Consider the following 17,129-nt stretch of genomic DNA (forward strand, 5'->3'; position numbering starts at 1 on the left):
ATTTCGAGTTTTTAAACTTGCGATGAATGTATGAACGCGATCCGCTCGACAGCGTCGAGGGATATGCAAAGCAATGAGGGGTTCCAGTGTCTACAGAAGAACAACAGCAACCAGCGGCCTATTCGGCCGATTCGATTCAAGTTCTTGAAGGTCTCGAAGCAGTTCGTAAACGTCCCGGTATGTATATCGGTGATACTCAGTTCAAAGGTTATCATCATCTTGTGTATGAGATTGTGGATAACTCGGTAGACGAACATCTTGCTGGATATTGCAAAACTATCAAAGTTTCAATCAATGCAGATGAATCCATCACTGTCGAAGATGACGGTCGTGGTATTCCTGTTGCAACTCAAAAACAAACTGGCAAATCAGCTCTAGAAGTTGTTATGACCGTACTTCACGCCGGTGGTAAATTCGACGGTGGTGGTTATAAAGTTTCCGGTGGTCTACACGGAGTTGGTGCTTCCGTTGTGAATGCACTTTCCACTCGTGTGAATGTTGAAGTTCAACGTGATGGTTTCTTCTGGAGACAAAACTACGCTCAAGGAAAAATCCTTGCTCCGGTTGAAAAAGGCGAAGCTTCCACAAAAACTGGAACAAAAGTTACCTTCAAACCAGATCGTGAAATTTTCAAAGATGAAACTATCACATACGATTTCGCAACTCTTGCAAATCGTTTCCGTGAACTTGCATTCCTAAATGCAGGTCTTCATATTTCTTTGTCTGACGAACGTACAGGTAAGAAACAAGACTTCCAATACGCGGAAGGTGTTGCTGAGTTCGTTAAATACATGAATCAATCTAAAAAATCTCTGCACAACGAAGTTGTGTACTTCAAAGGTGAAAGAGATAACGTCGACGTTGAAATTGCAATGCAGTGGAATGATTCTTACTCAGAATCCATTTTCACATATTGCAACAACATCAATACTCACGAAGGTGGTACTCACCTTGTTGGTTTCCGTGCGGCATTAACTCGTACAACGAACGCCTACGCGACTGAGAAAAATCTTTTGAAAGATTTGAAAACAAACCTTGAGGGTGAAGACATCCGTGAAGGTTTGGCAGCAGTTATCTCTGTAAAAGTTCGTGAACCACAATTCGAAGGCCAAACAAAAACTAAACTTGGTAATGCCGAAGTAAAAGGTATTGTTGAGTCTTTGGTGAATGAAAAATTGGCTGACTGGATGGATCGCAACCCTTCAGTTTCAAAAAACGTAATCATGAAGTGCGTGGAATCAGCTCGTGCTCGTGAGGCAGCTCGTAAGGCACGTGATCTGACTCGTCGTAAGACAGCTTTGGATGGCGGCTCATTGCCAGGAAAAATGGCGGACTGCCAAGAACGTGATCCAGCACTTTGCGAACTATACCTGGTGGAAGGGGACTCCGCGGGAGGCTCCGCGAAGCAAGGTCGTGATCGTCGTACGCAAGCGATTTTGCCTTTGAAAGGTAAAATCCTAAACGTAGAAAAAGCACGTTTTGATAAAATTATTTCTTCTGAAGAGATCAAAGTTATCATTTCGGCACTTGGAACTGGTATCGGTAAAGATAACGTGAACGTTGATAAAATCCGTTATCACAAAATCATCATCATGACCGATGCCGACGTCGATGGATCGCATATCATGACTTTGCTTTTGACATTCTTCTATCGCCAAATGCCTTTGGTTCTTGAGCGCGGTTATATCTACATCGCTCAACCACCATTGTACCGTGCGAAAAAAGGTAAAGAAGAAACTTACCTGAAAAATGAAGCGGCTTTGACTGAGTATCTTTTGAGCTCTGGTCTGAACAACTTCAAAATCAAAGGTAAAGAAAACTTGCCTGAAGCAGAGCTTCGTCAGTTGATCTTGAACATTCAAAGATTGAACAGCTTGATTAAAGTATCTTCTAAAAAATACGACAAAGACGTTTTGTATTTCATGCTAAGCAAAGTTGCTGATCTTGAAAAAACTTTGGGTGATGAAGGCAAAATGAATTCTGTTCTTGCTGATATGACAGCTTGGGTAAATGCGGATCCAAAACTTGGAATCACTGAATTTAAAGCAGAAGTAAAAAATGATGAAGCGACTGGGAAACCATACGCTGACATCTACACGGTTCGCTATGCAGATCGCATGACAACTAAGTTCAGCCTGGACAGCTTGCGTTCTTCAGAAATGATCGAGCTTCGTAAGATCTGGGCGCAAATCCAAGGCATCAGCACGTTGCCACTAACAATCATTGAAGGCGAAAACGAAGTTCAATTCGAAAGCTACAATGAGTTCTATGAACACGTTATGGAATCTACGAAAAAAGGAATCTACATCCAGCGATACAAAGGATTGGGAGAGATGAATCCGGAGCAGTTGTGGGAAACTACACTGAACAAGGAAAACAGAACTCTTTTGAGAGTTTCAATCGAAGACGCAGTTGCGGCTGATGAAACATTCTCGATCTTGATGGGTGAAATGGTTGAGCCTCGTCGTAACTTTATCCACGAAAATGCTCTACTGGCTCGTAGCCTTGACGTTTAATTTTAGAATGATTGGTGAATGAATATGGAAAACAATAATCAAGAAAAAGGCGTCACGGTAGTCGATATCAGTAAGGAAATGCGAGGAGCATACCTTCAATACTCGATGTCCGTTATCGTTGGTCGTGCCCTTCCAGATGTTCGCGACGGTTTGAAACCTGTACATCGTCGTGTTCTTTTCGCTCAAAGCGAGATGAACAATCGTCACAACAGACCCTACCTAAAATCTGCCCGTGTGGTAGGTGACGTAATTGGTAAATACCATCCGCATGGTGACTCTGCCGTTTATGAAACTATGGTTCGTATGGCGCAAGACTTCTCTCTTCGCTACCCGCTTGAAGATGGCCAGGGTAACTTTGGTTCCATCGACGGCGATAGCGCAGCAGCTATGCGTTACACAGAGATCCGTATGACTCCTATGGCGGAAGAACTACTGAATGATCTTGAAAAAGAAACAGTAGCCTTCGGTCCGAACTACGATGACTCTTTGCAAATTCCATTGGTACTTCCTGCGAAATTCCCAAATCTATTGGTGAATGGTTCTTCTGGTATCGCAGTTGGTATGGCGACGAATATTCCGCCACACAACTTGGGTGAAGTGATTGATGGTACAATCCATTTGATCAATAACCCAACCTGCCAACTTGAAGACCTGATGGTGCACATCAAGGGACCAGACTTCCCTTCTGCAGGTGTAATCGCAGGCCGTGAAGGTATCTTGCAGGCTTATAAAAAAGGCCGCGGTATCATTTCACTAAAAGCCGTTGCGGAAATCACTCCGAACAAAGACCGTGAAGACATCATCATCACGGAGATCCCATACCAAGTTAATAAAGCGAAGCTTATCGAAAGCATCGCCGATCTGGTTCGCGATAAACAAATCGAAGGTATCTCTGATATCCGCGACGAATCTTCTCGCGAAGGTATGCGCATTGTAATCAACTTGAAGCGTGGTGAAAACGCGGGCGTTATTTTGAATCGCCTGTACAAATTCACTCAAATGCAAGTTTCTGTTGGTATCATCATGCTTGCACTTGATGCGAAAAACCAACCAGTTACTTTCGATTTGAAAGGCATGCTTGAGGCATTCGTAGATCACCGTCGTGACGTTGTAACGAAACGTTGTATCTTCGAACTTAAGAAAGCCCAAGAGCGCGCCCACATCTTGGAAGGTTTGAAAAAAGCGCTCGATCACATCGAAGAAGTTATCAAAACCATCCGCGCTTCTAAAGAAGCACATGCGGCTCGTGAAGCCTTGATGACTAAATTCGAATTCTCTGAGCGCCAAGCAGTTGCGATCCTGGAAATGCGTTTGCAACGTTTGACAGGTTTAGAGCGTGATAAAATCATCGAAGAACTAGCGGAACTTCAAAAAACTATCGACTGGTTGAAATTCGTTTTGGCTGACGTTCGTGAAATCTACAAGATCATCGTTGGTGAACTTGAAGACATGAAAAAGCGTTACGCAGATCCTCGCCGCACTCAATTGCAAGGCAGCCTGGACGATATCGAAGACGAAGATTTGATCGCTGACGAAGACATGGTTGTGACAGTTACAAACACAGGTCTTATCAAGCGTATGCCGACAGCTGAATACCGCGTGCAAAAACGTGGCGGTAAAGGTTTGAAAGGCATGGAGACGAAAGAGGAAGACTACGTTACAGATCTATTCTCTGCATCGACAAAAACCATGCTTCTTGTCTTCACTGACAAAGGCAAAGTGTATTGGGTGAAAGTCCATAAACTTCCACTGGGTAGCAGAACTTCCAAAGGGAAGTCTTTGGCCAATGTAGTTCAGCTGTCTTCTGGTGAAAGCGTTCGTGCGATCTTGCCGGTTGACGAGTTCAACGAAAACAAATTTGCAGTGATGTTGACTGAAAAAGGTATCATCAAAAAAACTTCTTTGGATTCTTTCGCGAATCCAAGAACTGCGGGTGTTATCGCTCTTACGACAGATCTTGATGATGGCATTATTGCCGTTAAGATTTCTGACGGTCAGTCGGATATCTTCATCGCCACCAAAGAAGGCATGTCGATTCGTTTCAATGAAAACGACGTGCGCGGAATGGGCCGTACAGCTCGCGGTGTGAAAGCTATTACTCTTGCAAAAGACGACGTTGTTGTCGCGATGGAAGTTCTTGAAAAGAACACTTCAGACACGATCTTGATGGTAACTTCAAAAGGCTACGGTAAACGTTCAGAAGTGGGCGAATACCGTGTTCAATCTCGCGGTGGCGTAGGCATCATCACTCAGAAAACAACTGACAAGGTTGGTAACGTTGTTGGTACTAAAAAAGTTTCTGAGAAACATGAATTGATCCTTTCTACAGACAATGGACAAGTTATCCGTATGAAAATGACGGACATCTCTGTTCTTGGCCGTAACACCCAAGGTGTTCGTTTGATTAACATCGACGAAAAAGACGAAACAGTAACTGGCTTGGCGGTGGTTGAAGACGACCACTCTGACGAGGCGGCTGCTCCTTCTGCACCTGAAGGCGTGACTCACTAACATGATCAGAGGAGTTCTGGTTGTTTTACTATTACTCCTCACCGCCTGCTCCTCCCAGGAGCGCGGCGATTATAAAATAGCCGAAAAAAACGTAAGCCAGGGTAACTATAAAGTTGCCCTGGAGTACTTCGATCGCGTGATTCTACGAAACAGTAATTCTGAGTATCCGATGGAAGCAGCTCGCGAAGCGGCCCGGGTTTCATTTTTTGAAATGAAAGACTACGAGCGAACGATTAAATATCACCGCTTTATCGTTTTAAATTCCAAAGACGAGAAAGAACGCGTTCAATCACAAAAGCAAATCGCCGACATCTATTTTAATAACCTGCAGAACTATCAGGCATCGGTTGTTGAATTCAGTAAGCTTCAACAGATGCCCCACACGGATCTGGAGGCGGCTCAATATCAGATGAGCATCGCGCGTGCGAATTACTATATGAACAACTTCTTTCAGGCGGAATCCGAGATCGATTCTTTGTTGCGCCTAAAATCTGACGACAATATTCGCTTTCAGGCTTTAATGCTGAAAGGAAATATCCTTGTCGCTAAGAAAGAGTTTATAAAGGCCATCGATATATTTAAGGGCATGATCGACAAATACCCTCAAAGATCCGTTCAGGAAAACGTGGGTTTGGTTCTGGCCGTCTGTTATGAGGAAAATGATAATTTCAAAGAAGCGATCAAGGTTCTTGAAGACTATCGTGGTAAATACAGCCCGCCTGAGTATATTGAGCTTCGTATTAAGCGCCTTCAAGAGCGCATGAAAAATGCCCCGGGTGCGAAAGGCTTTAGGAAGTAATGAGAAAGTATATAATATTTGCATCCATTGGCTTCGAACTTGTCGGGTTGATTATCGGATGTTTTTACTTGGGCGAACTTCTGGATACCAAATATCAAACCAAGGGAATGGCGTTCGTTGGTTTAAGCTTAGCCGCCTTGGTTGGTTGGCTGGTTCGGGTTATTTGGCTATTAAAGCGCATGGAAGCCCTGGAAGAAAAAGAAAACGCGAAAAAGAACCCAGGTAAATGATTAGAGTTTTAATTTGTCAGCTCCTTATAACGGTCCTTGGCTACCTAGCCACGCTGTTTTTTGCCGCACCTAATCATGCGGATTCATACCTTTGGGGCTCCCTAACTATCCTAATGAGCTTTGCCTTGATGGGATTGGGGTACGGGCTGATCTTCCAAAAGAAATTGGTTGCCCTAGGAGTCTCCCTCATTGTATTTAAGTACGCGATTTTAGGCATTATTATCTTCACTCTGACCAAACTCGATTGGTTTTCATCAATTGCGTTTGCCATGGGTGTTGCTAGCTTTATTGTTTCAGCAATCTATTATGCGATCAGTGAAGCTTTGAGAGAGGAAAAAGAAGATGGCGGCAGGAGCACACCACCCGTTTAACTGGACACAACTTATTCCAGGTGTAGGCCTTGAATATTATCATGTTGCAACTTTAGCAGTAGCAACAGTAGCAACTATCGGTGTTGGTTTGATGGCTCGTGCATCTTTGGGTAAAGGTGAAACGGCTGTTCTTCCTGCGGATAAATTTTCTGTTCGCGGAATCTTTGAAATGCTTACTGAAATGATGTCGGGATTGGCTGACATGGTTATCGGTGAACATGGCAAACACTACGTTCCGTTCTTCACTTCTGTATTCTTCTTCATCGTATTCAACAATTTGATCGGTATGATTCCGGGCATGACTCCGGCGACTGAAAACATCAATACGACTTTCGGTTTCGGTATCTTGATGTTCTTGTTCTATAACTTCCAAGGTGTGAAAGAAAACGGACCTATCGCTTACCTAAAACACTTCATGGGCCCGGTTATCTTCCTGGCTCCATTGATGTTCGTAATCGAAATCGTATCCCACCTGGTTCGTCCATTCTCATTGGGTCTTCGTCTTGCTAACGTAATGATGGGTGACCATACGGTACTATCTGTATTCTTGGATCTAGTACCAATCGGTGTACCAATTCCATTCTATATCATGGGATTGTTCGTATGCTTTGTTCAGGCTTTTGTATTTACTTTGCTTTCAATGGTTTACGTAGCATTCGCGATTGCACACGACCACTAAAAGGCAAATATTTAACCGTTCTCTAAAGGAGAAACACATGAAAAAAATGATCGTTGCACTAGTTGCTACTTTGGCTTCCGTATCTGCATTTGCACAAGAGGCAGCTGTTGCTGCTGCTCCAGTTGCTTCTACAACTGGTTTCGGTGACAAAGGTTTGATGGCTATCGCTGCTGCATTGACTATCGCTATCGCGGTATTCGGTGGCGCTATGGCTCAAGGTAAAACTGCTGCTACAGCACTTGATGGTATCGCTCGTAACCCAGCGGCTTCTGGTAAGCTTTTGATCCCAATGATCTTGGGTCTAGCTCTTATCGAGTCTCTAGTTATCTACGCGTTGATCATCGCTTTGAAACTTTCTTAATTTCCCGCAGCCTAAGCTGCAGAAATGAGAGAATCAGAAATGATTGTAAAAAGGCTGGGTTCATCCCGGCCTTTTTTTATTTTAAGCCCTTCAATTTTTCTATTTACCTTGCCCTTGGGACAACCTCGATAAATAACTCGAGGTTAGGATGAAGAACTGGCTTACTATTGGACAATTCGCAAAAGAGATCGGCGTTTCAGCCAAGGCACTCCGTCTTTATGAAGACATGGGTTTGCTGAAGTCCCACGTGCGCGGCGAGAACGGCTATCGCTATTACGATGAAGCTCAATTGGATCTCGCCCGCCGTCTAAAGGAATTAAAAGATCTTGGTTTCACGTTGATAGAAATCAAAGCGTTACTTGAGACTGATGAGTCTTTAGATTCCGATAAACTTGCGACTTCTATGTATGCCCGCCTGAATGAGATTTCCCGACAGGCACAAGTTCTAAAGTCCCAGAAAGAACAAATCGAACACATCCTCTCCTCCTTGCAGAAAAAACAAGAGCCGCTTGGGGCAGAACAAAGGAGAGCGATCATGAGTTACTACGGTAAAGTATCGATTCTGATTACGGGTTGTGATGGGTTAGATAAAACTGCGCACTTCGTGCATGAGCATTTTAAAAATGCTGGTCAAGATGTGCCTGTATTGACCTGGTCCGCGGGTGTGGAGTTGCCAGAGGCGAAACCATATATCCTGATTCTTCAGGAAAAGTTTCTAGAGTACGAAGATGTCTTGAAAATCAATGCCGACGTAATCGTTATTAAAAGTGTTAGTGCTCACTCTCAAGAAATGGAAAAAGCATATTTGCGCCTATTTGCTGAAGCAGGTCCTCACGTCACAACTGTGATAAACGCTGACGATCGCGCATCGGTATCTTTCGCAGGCCAAGAAGCTGTTCGTAAAGGACGAATTTTCTACTTCACAAAAAATCGTGCACTTGAGCCACAGATTCAGAATATTGGCGGCATCATTGGCGACGGCGAAGAGGTGGAAATCTATGGATTTAACCTTACCAAACCTAAGGTTGAGCTTCGTTTGAAGCGTATTTTAGCAATTGAAGAAGAGGTCGCACTACTGTCTTCATATGCTGCAGTTATGCAGCTAGGTTTATCTAAAGAAGATCTGACAGGAAATGTGGTAGAAATTAAGTCTTAAAAGAAAAGGGCCGGTGTTTTTCACCAGCCCTTTTAAGTTACTGTAATTTCCACATCCGCTACGGGTGTGCGGACGTCCGCAGTTGGAGAAAGTAAGTCCGTACCTTTAAAGGTATTTGTTCACTACGGCTTCTACGCGGTCTTGGATGCGTTTCATGCCTTCGGCTGTGGTTGCTTCGTAGCGCACAACCAATACTGGTTGGGTGTTGGAAGAGCGGCACAATGCCCAGCCGTCTTCAAAGCTTAAGCGGATGCCGTCGGTTAGATCTACTTTGTAGTCTGCGCCTGGGCCGCCCTTGAAAGCTTCTTTCATTTTTTCGACGATCAAAACTTTTTTCTCTTCAGTCGTGTCGATGCGGATTTCTGGAGTGTTGAATGCTGGCGGCAAACCCTCCAACAATTGTGGAATTGTTTTGCCAGTTTTTGCCAGGATTTCCACCAGGCGAAGACCTGCGTAAGGAGCATCGTCGTAACCGTAGTTGCGATCCGCAAAGAAGATGTGACCAGACATCTCGCCACCGAACGGTGCCTTTTCAACTTTGATTTTTTCTTTGATCAAAGAGTGACCGGTTTTCCACATGATTGGCTGGCCACCGTGTTTTGCGATGTCGTGGTACAAGCGATCAGAACACTTAACGTCGCCCACGATTTTTGCGCCCTTGTTGGTTTCAAGGATTGCGCGGGAGATGATAGTCATCAACTCGTCACCGTAAACCATGCGACCTGTATGATCCACTACACCGATACGATCTGCATCACCGTCAAAACCGATACCGCAAACAGCGCCCTCTTTTTTAACCTGTGCAGCCAAATCCACAAGGTTTTCCTCAACCGTTGGATCCGGGTGATGATTTGGGAAAGTACCATCTGGTTCTTCGAACATGATTGTCGGTTTCAAACCGCATGCTTCAAATAGACCGCGAACAACGGAACCACCGGCACCGTTACCGCAATCCAAAACGACTTTAACGTCTTTCAGTTGGCCGAATTCTTTTTTATAGTGCTCGTAGTAGCTTGGACGGATGTCGAAAGACTCCACAGAGCCTTTGCCATCGATGTACTCGCCCTTTTCGATAATTTTGCGAAGAGTTTGGATTTCTTCACCAAAGATCGTTGTTTTGCCCAAAGAGATTTTGAAGCCGTTAAACTCAGGGGGATTGTGGGAACCAGTTACTTGAACGGCGCCGTCCACTTTCATCGTGAATGTTGAGAAATAGCACACAGGACTTGTTACAAGGCCCAAGTGAATAACCTTAGCTCCTGAATCAACAAAACCTTTTTCCATGCTTTTAACGATGGCTGGAGAGCTTACACGGGCATCGTGACCGATAGTCAGCGTAGGATTAGAAATATTTTTTACGTTCTTCATGTGAACGACGAAGGCGCGCGCCAGAAGATAGGCGAAGTTGTCATCGAACTGACCGTTGTAAACACCGCGGATGTCGTATTCTCTAAAAATAACTGGTTGATACATTATAACCTCACTAGGTATTGGAAATGACTAGAATTAATACTAACTAGGCGGCCCGCTGTCGAGCTAAATTAACGGCCCACTTGATTGCATCTATCATAGAGTTTGGGTTGGCCTTGTTCTTACCAAAAATATCCTTGGCAGTTCCGTGATCGACACTGGTTCTGACAAATGGAATGCCCAGGCTTATGTGGACGCCGCTTTCTTGTCCGTGAATCATTTTAAACGGAATCAAACCCTGATCATGGTAAAGGCATAGGTAGACAGAGTACTTCTTCCAGTTTTCCTTGAAGAAAGCGGCATCAGGAACCAAAGGCCCCACATATGGAATACCTTTTTCGGCCGCAAAAGACTGTAGATTTGGGAAAACCATCAGTTCTTCAGAGCCAATCATCCCCTGCTCGCCAGAGTGAGGATTAAGGCCCAAGACACCAATTGGTTTTGCGCGCTTGGATGGTGGCAGTGATTTACGCAAAGTATCCGCATTCAATAAAGCCTCTGCAACGGTGCTAAAGCTTATGTGTTTGGTAATCTGAGAAACGGGCAAATGCCCCGTCGCTAAAACAACATTGAACTCGCTACCCGCAAAGCCCATGTGGACGGTTTTTGTTTTTGAAATGCGCTTTAGAATATCGGTGTGCCCAAGATCCTTAAATCCAGCATCCTTAATCAGAGTCTTTGAAAGTGGACCCGTTGCCATGCCTTGCAGTTGGTTTTTCATGCAGGCTTTAGCTGTAAGTTCCACCCAGTGTGCCGGAGTTAAATCCGAGCAAATATCTACAAGATAAGGACCTTCGATTTTCAGTGCTTCTTCGATGGTGTCGACTACGATGCGATTAAACTTTTGATCAATTAATTTTAGATATTTGGTGGAGGCGTTATCGTTCCTCCACATGATGAATTGGATGTCTTTCTGAGGGCCCAGCTTATGAAGTGCCTTTGCGGTAACTTCAAAGCCAACGCCGTCATCATCCCCAGTGGTAAGCGCAATTCGGATTCTACTCATTGATTCTGATAAAGGCGTCGTCGCGTTTGTTTTGCAACCACAAGCGCAACTGACGTTTGAAGCTGGTTTCCATCAATTGAGCCTTGATGCGATCCTTTTGTTTTTCAAAATTTGGATCAGAAGTCAGCTTGCGGCCGGTAAGTTTGGCGATGTGATAACCCATGCGTGATTTGATAACACCAGTGGTTTCACCAACAGTCAGGCCAGCAATCGCTTCTTCAACCTCGGGCATGAATTCGCCGGACTTGAATGTGCCAAGTGCACCACCGGAGGAGAAATTTGGATCTTCACTAAATTGCTGCGCTAGAGTTTCGAAGTTTTCACCGGAGCGCAATTTGGAAAGAACATTTTCAGCGCGTTTGAAAGCGGCCTCTGCTCCACCCTTTTTAGGGTTAAAGAAGATGTGAGATACCGAGAATTCATCAATCGAAGGCTTGTTCTTCGGGTTGGATTTTAGATATTCATTCAAAGCGTCTTCATCCGAGATGCGAAGCTTGGAAATGATCTCCGTATCCATCAGGTTTGATTTCTCAATCTTGTCTTTCAGGAAAACCTTGTACTCATTGACATCAACGCCCTGGCCTTTAAGGATGCTTCCAAGCTCTGCTTCGCTTACGTTGTTTCTTTTGGCCATTTCTTTGAAGTCTTGTTCAACGCGGGCATTTGTTACAGACAAATTCAGACGTTTGATTTCGGAGAAAATAATTTTCTCATTAATCAGGTAGTCCATTTGTGCTTTTCTATCTTTTTTCAATTCTTCGACAGATTTGCCGTCCAACAAAGCATCATCCACCATACCAGGTTTAGAAATGCGACTTTGTAATTCTTTAAGGTCAGACTCAAGGATGATTTCGTTGTTCACGACAGCCAAAGTTTTTTCAACGACTTCGGCCTTAACTGGAACTGCGACTAATAAAGAAAAAAGCAAACTAATCATTATCCCCTCGGGTATCTACGGAAATGGAGTTCATCAATTCGTGATCCTTTAGGACTTTACTACTTCTGAGCTGAGCATCAAGCCATGCCACGTATTCTGCCTGCTCGCGTTGTGCTTTAAGAGCCCGAGTAATTTGCGGACGTACTTCTTCGAGCGTTAAAGTGGAGGCTGGTGCCTTTTTTTCAACACGAATCAGATGAATACCGAAGGGGCTTTTGATGGTTTGAGTGCCGGCAGAGTTTGTAAACAGGCGGTCAAAGTAATCCACAGTGCCTTTTTCAATCCAACCAACCACGCCGCCGGACTTTGCCTCTGGCGTAATAGAGAATTTCTTGGCAAGTTCAGCAAAATCTTTGGTTTTCAAATCTGTTTTAATGGCATCTGCTTTAGCTTCCTCATCAACGACGATCTGACGGATATAAATGCGCTCTTTGCGTTTATACATATCCTTGTGATCATCGTAATAGCGCTTGATCTCGTCTTCGGCGATGGGCTTGGCCTTCTCATTGATTTTTTTAAAAACCTCACGCTCGATCAGGCTGTAGCGTAAATCCTCGCGCCATTCCGCAAAAGATAAGTTCTCTTGAGCCAGTGCGCGACGAAATGCAAGGTCATCTGGATAGTTGGCGCGCAACTTGTCCACTTCGGCATCAAGAGTGTTTTCTGACACGACGATCTTCTGAGCGCGTGCCCAATCCAAGGTTAAGCTTTTAACCAGGAAGTCGCGCAGGATGTCTTCTTTGATTCTTTGGACGTTATTGGGGTCTTTGGCGGCAAGCGCATCAAAGTTTTTAAGTTTTCTGGCCAGTTGATTGGCGAACTCTTTGGCGGTTAATACGTGCTCATTTACCTTCTGAACAGGTTTCTTGGAAACCTTCTGGTAGTTTGATGGGCAACCCGCCAAAAACACACTTGTTAAAATAAAAAGCCCCGCTTTAACGGGGCTCTTTAGGAATTTCATTAGAGTATTTCCTTATTTGATAAGGTTTTTGTTTTCTTTAATGGAGTACGATTTTTTCAACTTCTCGAAGTACTCATTAAAGATCACTTTTCTTTTCTCGTCGTATACTGCCGCTCTGATTTGGCGCTTATCTGCGTTTTCAAAGCTGCGACGACCCGTTAGCTTAATGATGTGGAATCCATATGGAGATTCGATGAGCCCGTTAATTTCACCGACCTTCATGCCGATTGCCGCTTCATAGTATGCTGGAACGATTGTAACACGAGACTGCCAGCCGATGTCACCACCCGCTTGCTTGGAAATCGCGTCGTCAGAATAAAGCTTAACCAGCTCTTCAAACGGACGCTTTGATTTTTTCACTTCAGCGTAGATTTCATCAGCACGCTTGCGAGCTTCCGCGATTTGCGCCGGCGTTGCACCCTGTTTAAACTCAATCAGGATGTTGCTGGTGCGGATTTCAGGATTGGTTTTATACCAGTCCTGCATTTCTTTGTCAGATATCGTGATCTTTTGGATTTTTGGGCCTAATTCTTTTTCAAGAAGTGCTTTATACATAGCCTGGCGCAACTGTTCCTGAACAATTGGGTCTTTTTCCAGATTGCGCTTTTCTGCTTCCTGCAAGCCCACTTCGTAGCGAACCATGTCTTCAAGGAAAAGGTCTTTAGTTGGAGGATTTGAAGTTTTAGACTTAATGTCATTGTACTTCTTGTTGAACTCTTCCAGGGTGATTGTTTTTTTACCCACTTGAGCCAACACGTCAGAAGATTTTTGCGCGAACGCGGGTGCCGCGATGAGCATCAAGATGCTAATAACTAATTTCATACTTTAAAAGTCCCTTTAAAAAGTTGAATACAAACTATGTTAAAACGCTAGCACTAGGTTTTATTATCCGCAATGAAATTAGCCGCTTGCTCGCGCGTACGGTGTAAAAGGGACTCTAACTCTAGAGCAAGGTCTGGGTTTCTGGGATCCTGCTCTTTAGTCACAGGAGGAAGACTCTCGCTCCAAACAATAACTACCTTTGCAAATGGTTTTGGCAGGAAGGTTTTGTTCCAGGATTTGGGGAAGTGAATGGCGCGATCGACATAAACGCCAGCCGCATAAATTGGCCCATGAATCATGCGTGATAGTTCAAAAACACCGGGCTTCACTTTGTGTAACGGACCCTTGGGTCCATCCACCGCAAAGCTGCAATTTCCCCCGTCTTTTACTAAACGCAACAGACCTTTCAGGGCTTGCACACTGCCGCGTGAAGAGGATCCACGACTGGTTTTTGCACCCATCCATTTTAGGACTGTGGCCATAAGCTCGCCGTCTTTGGATTGAGAGGCAATTGTGGCAATTCGATAACGCTTAACAATCGAAAGCAATGCCAGTTCGTCTCCATGCCAGTGGGCAAGAACGACGGGATTCCTATTTTTCAGAGAATTTTTAAGAGATTCAGGCTCAGAAAGACGAACCCTCCACGTCCATGAGAGGGTTCGATAAAATACAAAAACGATGATAGGAAGTATGTATTTCCTAAACACGATTAATGGTGAAGAGCCTTTTTGAACTCTTCTGTCAATTTTGGAACGATTTCCAAAGCATCACCCACGATACCGTAAGTTGCTTTTTGGAAGATTGGAGCATTTGCATCGTTGTTGATCGCAACGATAACTTTGGATGAACCCATACCTGCCAAATGTTGAATCGCACCAGAGATACCAACAGCGATGTACAAGGATGGAGCAACTGTTTTACCAGTTTGACCAACTTGCATACCGTGTCCTACCCAGCCAGCGTCCACTACCGCACGAGTAGCACCAACAGTTGCACCCAATACGTCAGCAAGATCGTTCAAAACTTTAAAGTTTGCTGCTTCTTTCAAACCACGACCACCGGAAACGATGATGTTTGCTTCAGTCAAATCCAATTTCTCAGAAGCACCCTTCACGATTTCTTTGATCAAAGTTTTCAAATCAGTTGCCGCATTTGCATGCTCAACCACATTTGCAGATTTTGAAGTGTCAGCTGCATCAACTGGAAGTTGATTTGCACGCATCAAAACGATTTTGATCGGGCTGTTTTCAAAGTTAACAGTCGCAAATGCTTTACCAGAGTACATTGGTTTAACAGCAGTTACGTTGTCACCAGAGATGGTCAACTGAGTGCAATCACTTGCAACACCTGTGTTCAAGCGAGCTGCAACACGTGGGAACAAGTCCTTACCTGTTGAAGAAGCGGAAGACAAGATGATGGAAGGTTGAACTTTGTTAACGATCGCAACCATGTTTGCAGTGTATGATTCTGGATTGTAAGAATCCAAAGAAGCATCTTTAACAACATGCACTTCAGAAGCGCCGTTGTGGCCGATAGCTGCAGTTACATCACCTGCGTGAGAACCGAAAGTCACAGCAACCACAGTGTTGCCGGATTTGGCAGCGGCTTGCAAAAGCTCCATGGAGCTGCGTTTAAGTTTACCGTTTGTTTGTTCAGCAAATACTAATACTTTACCCATTGCCAACTCCTACAGAACCTTCGCTTCATCGCGAAGAAGTTTAACCAGTTCTGCTGCTTGTGCAGAAGAATCGCCAGAAAGCATTTTTACCGCCGGTTTATCAGCCGGAAGAGTCATGCCAGAGTATTTTACTTTGATATCAGTCGCAGGAATATTCAAGGAGGAGAACTCGATCTCTTTGATCACTTTCTTTTTGGCTTTCATGATACCTGGCAAAGAAGCGTAACGAGGCATGTTCAAGCCTTTGTTTGCGCCAACAACTGCCGGAGTCATCATTTGCACAACTTCCTTTGCGCCACCCTCTACGTCACGCTCAACGGTTACATTTTCGCCATTGAATGCGAACTTGGAAACCACTGTTGTGTGTGGAGCGTTCAGGAATTCAGCCATCATCTGGCTTACTGAAGAGGCGTTGTCGTCGATTGCAAGCTTGCCGGTGAAAATGATTTTCATTCCGCCCTCGGCCTTGATCACTTCAGCAAGTGCTTTTGCAGTTGAGAAGTTATCCAGACCTTCGCCGTTGATTACGATAGCTTCGTCAGCACCCATAGCAAGGGCGGTACGCAAGGATTCCACTACGCGAGCTTTCGGGCCAGCGCTCAAAACCCAAACTTGAGAGCCTGGATTTGCATCGCGAAGCTTGTTGGCTTCTTCGACTGCATATTCGTCGTAAGGGTTCATAACCCATTTAATCCCCGCCGTATCGATACCGGTCTGGTCGGGAGAGATTTTAATTTTAGTTTCAGTGTCTGGCACCTGTTTGATGCACACAAAAATCTTCATGTTTTACCCCGTTTTTAGGTGACCAGTTCTATCGCAGATGATTTCAGAGGCAAAACTAAATCCTCAAAGTCTAACATGTTGCGAAACATGACAGGGGTCATGGACAAATCAAACCCCCGAGGAGTAAGTTAATTAAAAACTTAATGAGAATCTAAAGCTAAATTACAAGGGGTTTCATACCATGTTTTCATTTCTCGGAACGACTGTCGGGAAGAAATACTTAATGGGTATTACTGGTCTTGTGTGGGCGGGCTTCGTGCTGGCTCATATGGCCGGAAATATGCTTATTTTCGTAAGTCACGATGCTTACAATGCCTACGGACATGCGCTAACTAGCGGAAAATTGATCTACGTTGCGGAATTGGTGTTGGTGCTGGCGCTGATCACTCACGTGGCGATGGCGATTTCACTGACTAAAAACAATCGCGAAGCAAAAGGCCAACGCTATGCTGTTGCTGCCAAAGGCACGAAGAAAGTTTCTCTGGCATCCAGAACAATGGCCATTCAGGGTTCGTTGATTCTGGTTTTCGTGATTCTTCATTTGATCACTTTCAAATACGGCCACTACTACGAAACTAACGTTAACGGGACGCCAATGCGCGACCTAGCCAAGCTGATGGAAGAAGTATTCCAGCAACCTGGTTACGTGGTTTGGTATGTGGTTGCGTTGGTTCTTTTGGGCTTCCATTTGAAACACGGCGTGGGCTCCACATTCCAGTCTTTGGGATTGATGGAAGGCACTTACCGCAGTCTTTGGGCAAAGCTAAGCATCGGCTACGGAATTATCGTGGCTCTGGGCTTTATCTCTCAACCCCTTTACCTTTTCCTAATGCGCTAAGGAGCACACAA

17 protein-coding genes are annotated in these 17,129 nt (G+C 44.6%); 9 read left to right on the forward strand and 8 right to left on the reverse strand.

Going from position 1 to position 17,129, the window contains the following annotated elements; translation table 11 throughout:
• Nucleotides 1–86 precede the first annotated feature (86 nt).
• From gyrB to ACLVWR_RS06485, 8 genes are all read left to right on the forward strand, one after another.
• The gene (gene gyrB, locus ACLVWR_RS06450; RefSeq protein WP_413583037.1) at nt 87–2,516 is read left to right on the forward strand and encodes a DNA topoisomerase (ATP-hydrolyzing) subunit B; all 2,430 of its coding nucleotides are present in this window, start codon (nt 87–89) and stop codon (nt 2,514–2,516) included.
• 24 nt (nt 2,517–2,540) lie between these two features.
• Nucleotides 2,541–5,027, forward strand: coding sequence for a DNA gyrase subunit A (gene gyrA, locus ACLVWR_RS06455; protein WP_413583038.1), 2,487 nt, complete (start codon nt 2,541–2,543; stop codon nt 5,025–5,027).
• Between the two features lies 1 nt (nt 5,028).
• A complete protein-coding gene (locus tag ACLVWR_RS06460) occupies nt 5,029–5,826 on the forward strand; it encodes a tetratricopeptide repeat protein (RefSeq protein WP_340598189.1) in 798 nt (265 codons plus the stop codon).
• Nucleotides 5,826–6,056, forward strand: coding sequence for an AtpZ/AtpI family protein (locus tag ACLVWR_RS06465; RefSeq protein ID WP_340598190.1), 231 nt, complete (start codon nt 5,826–5,828; stop codon nt 6,054–6,056). The genes ACLVWR_RS06460 and ACLVWR_RS06465 overlap by 1 nt, the downstream gene beginning before the upstream one ends.
• A complete protein-coding gene (locus tag ACLVWR_RS06470) occupies nt 6,053–6,427 on the forward strand; it encodes a hypothetical protein (protein WP_413583039.1) in 375 nt (124 codons plus the stop codon). The genes ACLVWR_RS06465 and ACLVWR_RS06470 overlap by 4 nt, the downstream gene beginning before the upstream one ends.
• Nucleotides 6,399–7,106 carry a F0F1 ATP synthase subunit A gene (gene atpB / locus ACLVWR_RS06475; protein WP_340598192.1) on the forward strand — a complete coding sequence of 236 codons (708 nt, stop codon included), beginning with the start codon at nt 6,399–6,401 and terminating at the stop codon, nt 7,104–7,106. Before ACLVWR_RS06470 ends, atpB begins: the two co-directional genes overlap by 29 nt.
• A 37-nt stretch (nt 7,107–7,143) precedes the next feature.
• Nucleotides 7,144–7,467, forward strand: a complete 324-nt coding sequence (locus ACLVWR_RS06480) for an ATP synthase F0 subunit C (RefSeq protein WP_340598193.1) — start codon at nt 7,144–7,146, stop codon at nt 7,465–7,467.
• A gap of 148 nt (nt 7,468–7,615) precedes the next feature.
• Nucleotides 7,616–8,623, forward strand: a complete 1,008-nt coding sequence (locus tag ACLVWR_RS06485) for a MerR family transcriptional regulator (protein WP_413583040.1) — start codon at nt 7,616–7,618, stop codon at nt 8,621–8,623.
• Between the two features lie 105 nt (nt 8,624–8,728).
• On the opposite strand, the gene ACLVWR_RS06490 is transcribed toward ACLVWR_RS06485, so the two are convergent.
• From ACLVWR_RS06490 to ACLVWR_RS06525, 8 genes are all read right to left on the reverse strand, one after another.
• Complete coding sequence (locus ACLVWR_RS06490) at nt 8,729–10,096, reverse strand: phosphomannomutase/phosphoglucomutase (RefSeq protein ID WP_413583041.1); 1,368 nt, start codon at nt 10,094–10,096, stop codon at nt 8,729–8,731.
• Nucleotides 10,097–10,139: 43 nt separating this feature from the next.
• Nucleotides 10,140–11,099, reverse strand: coding sequence for a 4-hydroxythreonine-4-phosphate dehydrogenase PdxA (locus tag ACLVWR_RS06495; protein WP_413583042.1), 960 nt, complete (start codon nt 11,097–11,099; stop codon nt 10,140–10,142).
• Nucleotides 11,092–12,036, reverse strand: a complete 945-nt coding sequence (locus ACLVWR_RS06500) for a peptidylprolyl isomerase (protein ID WP_413583043.1) — start codon at nt 12,034–12,036, stop codon at nt 11,092–11,094. Before ACLVWR_RS06500 ends, ACLVWR_RS06495 begins: the two co-directional genes overlap by 8 nt.
• Entirely contained in the window at nt 12,029–12,997 is a 969-nt protein-coding gene (locus ACLVWR_RS06505) for a peptidyl-prolyl cis-trans isomerase (RefSeq protein WP_340598198.1), read from the reverse strand. The genes ACLVWR_RS06500 and ACLVWR_RS06505 overlap by 8 nt, the downstream gene beginning before the upstream one ends.
• A 12-nt stretch (nt 12,998–13,009) precedes the next feature.
• Nucleotides 13,010–13,819 carry a peptidylprolyl isomerase gene (locus ACLVWR_RS06510; RefSeq protein WP_413583044.1) on the reverse strand — a complete coding sequence of 270 codons (810 nt, stop codon included), beginning with the start codon at nt 13,817–13,819 and terminating at the stop codon, nt 13,010–13,012.
• A gap of 53 nt (nt 13,820–13,872) precedes the next feature.
• Complete coding sequence (locus ACLVWR_RS06515; protein WP_413583045.1) at nt 13,873–14,367, reverse strand: DUF374 domain-containing protein; 495 nt, start codon at nt 14,365–14,367, stop codon at nt 13,873–13,875.
• Between the two features lie 161 nt (nt 14,368–14,528).
• The gene (locus ACLVWR_RS06520) at nt 14,529–15,497 is read right to left on the reverse strand and encodes an electron transfer flavoprotein subunit alpha/FixB family protein (protein ID WP_413583046.1); all 969 of its coding nucleotides are present in this window, start codon (nt 15,495–15,497) and stop codon (nt 14,529–14,531) included.
• 9 nt (nt 15,498–15,506) lie between these two features.
• A complete protein-coding gene (locus ACLVWR_RS06525) occupies nt 15,507–16,280 on the reverse strand; it encodes an electron transfer flavoprotein subunit beta/FixA family protein (protein ID WP_413583047.1) in 774 nt (257 codons plus the stop codon).
• Between the two features lie 181 nt (nt 16,281–16,461).
• Between ACLVWR_RS06525 and ACLVWR_RS06530 the strand changes: the two genes are divergently transcribed.
• Complete coding sequence (locus ACLVWR_RS06530; protein WP_413583048.1) at nt 16,462–17,118, forward strand: succinate dehydrogenase cytochrome b subunit; 657 nt, start codon at nt 16,462–16,464, stop codon at nt 17,116–17,118.
• Nucleotides 17,119–17,129 lie beyond the last annotated feature (11 nt).

Source organism: Bdellovibrio sp. HCB288 (genome assembly GCF_047305935.1).
Taxonomy (GTDB): domain Bacteria; phylum Bdellovibrionota; class Bdellovibrionia; order Bdellovibrionales; family Bdellovibrionaceae; genus Bdellovibrio.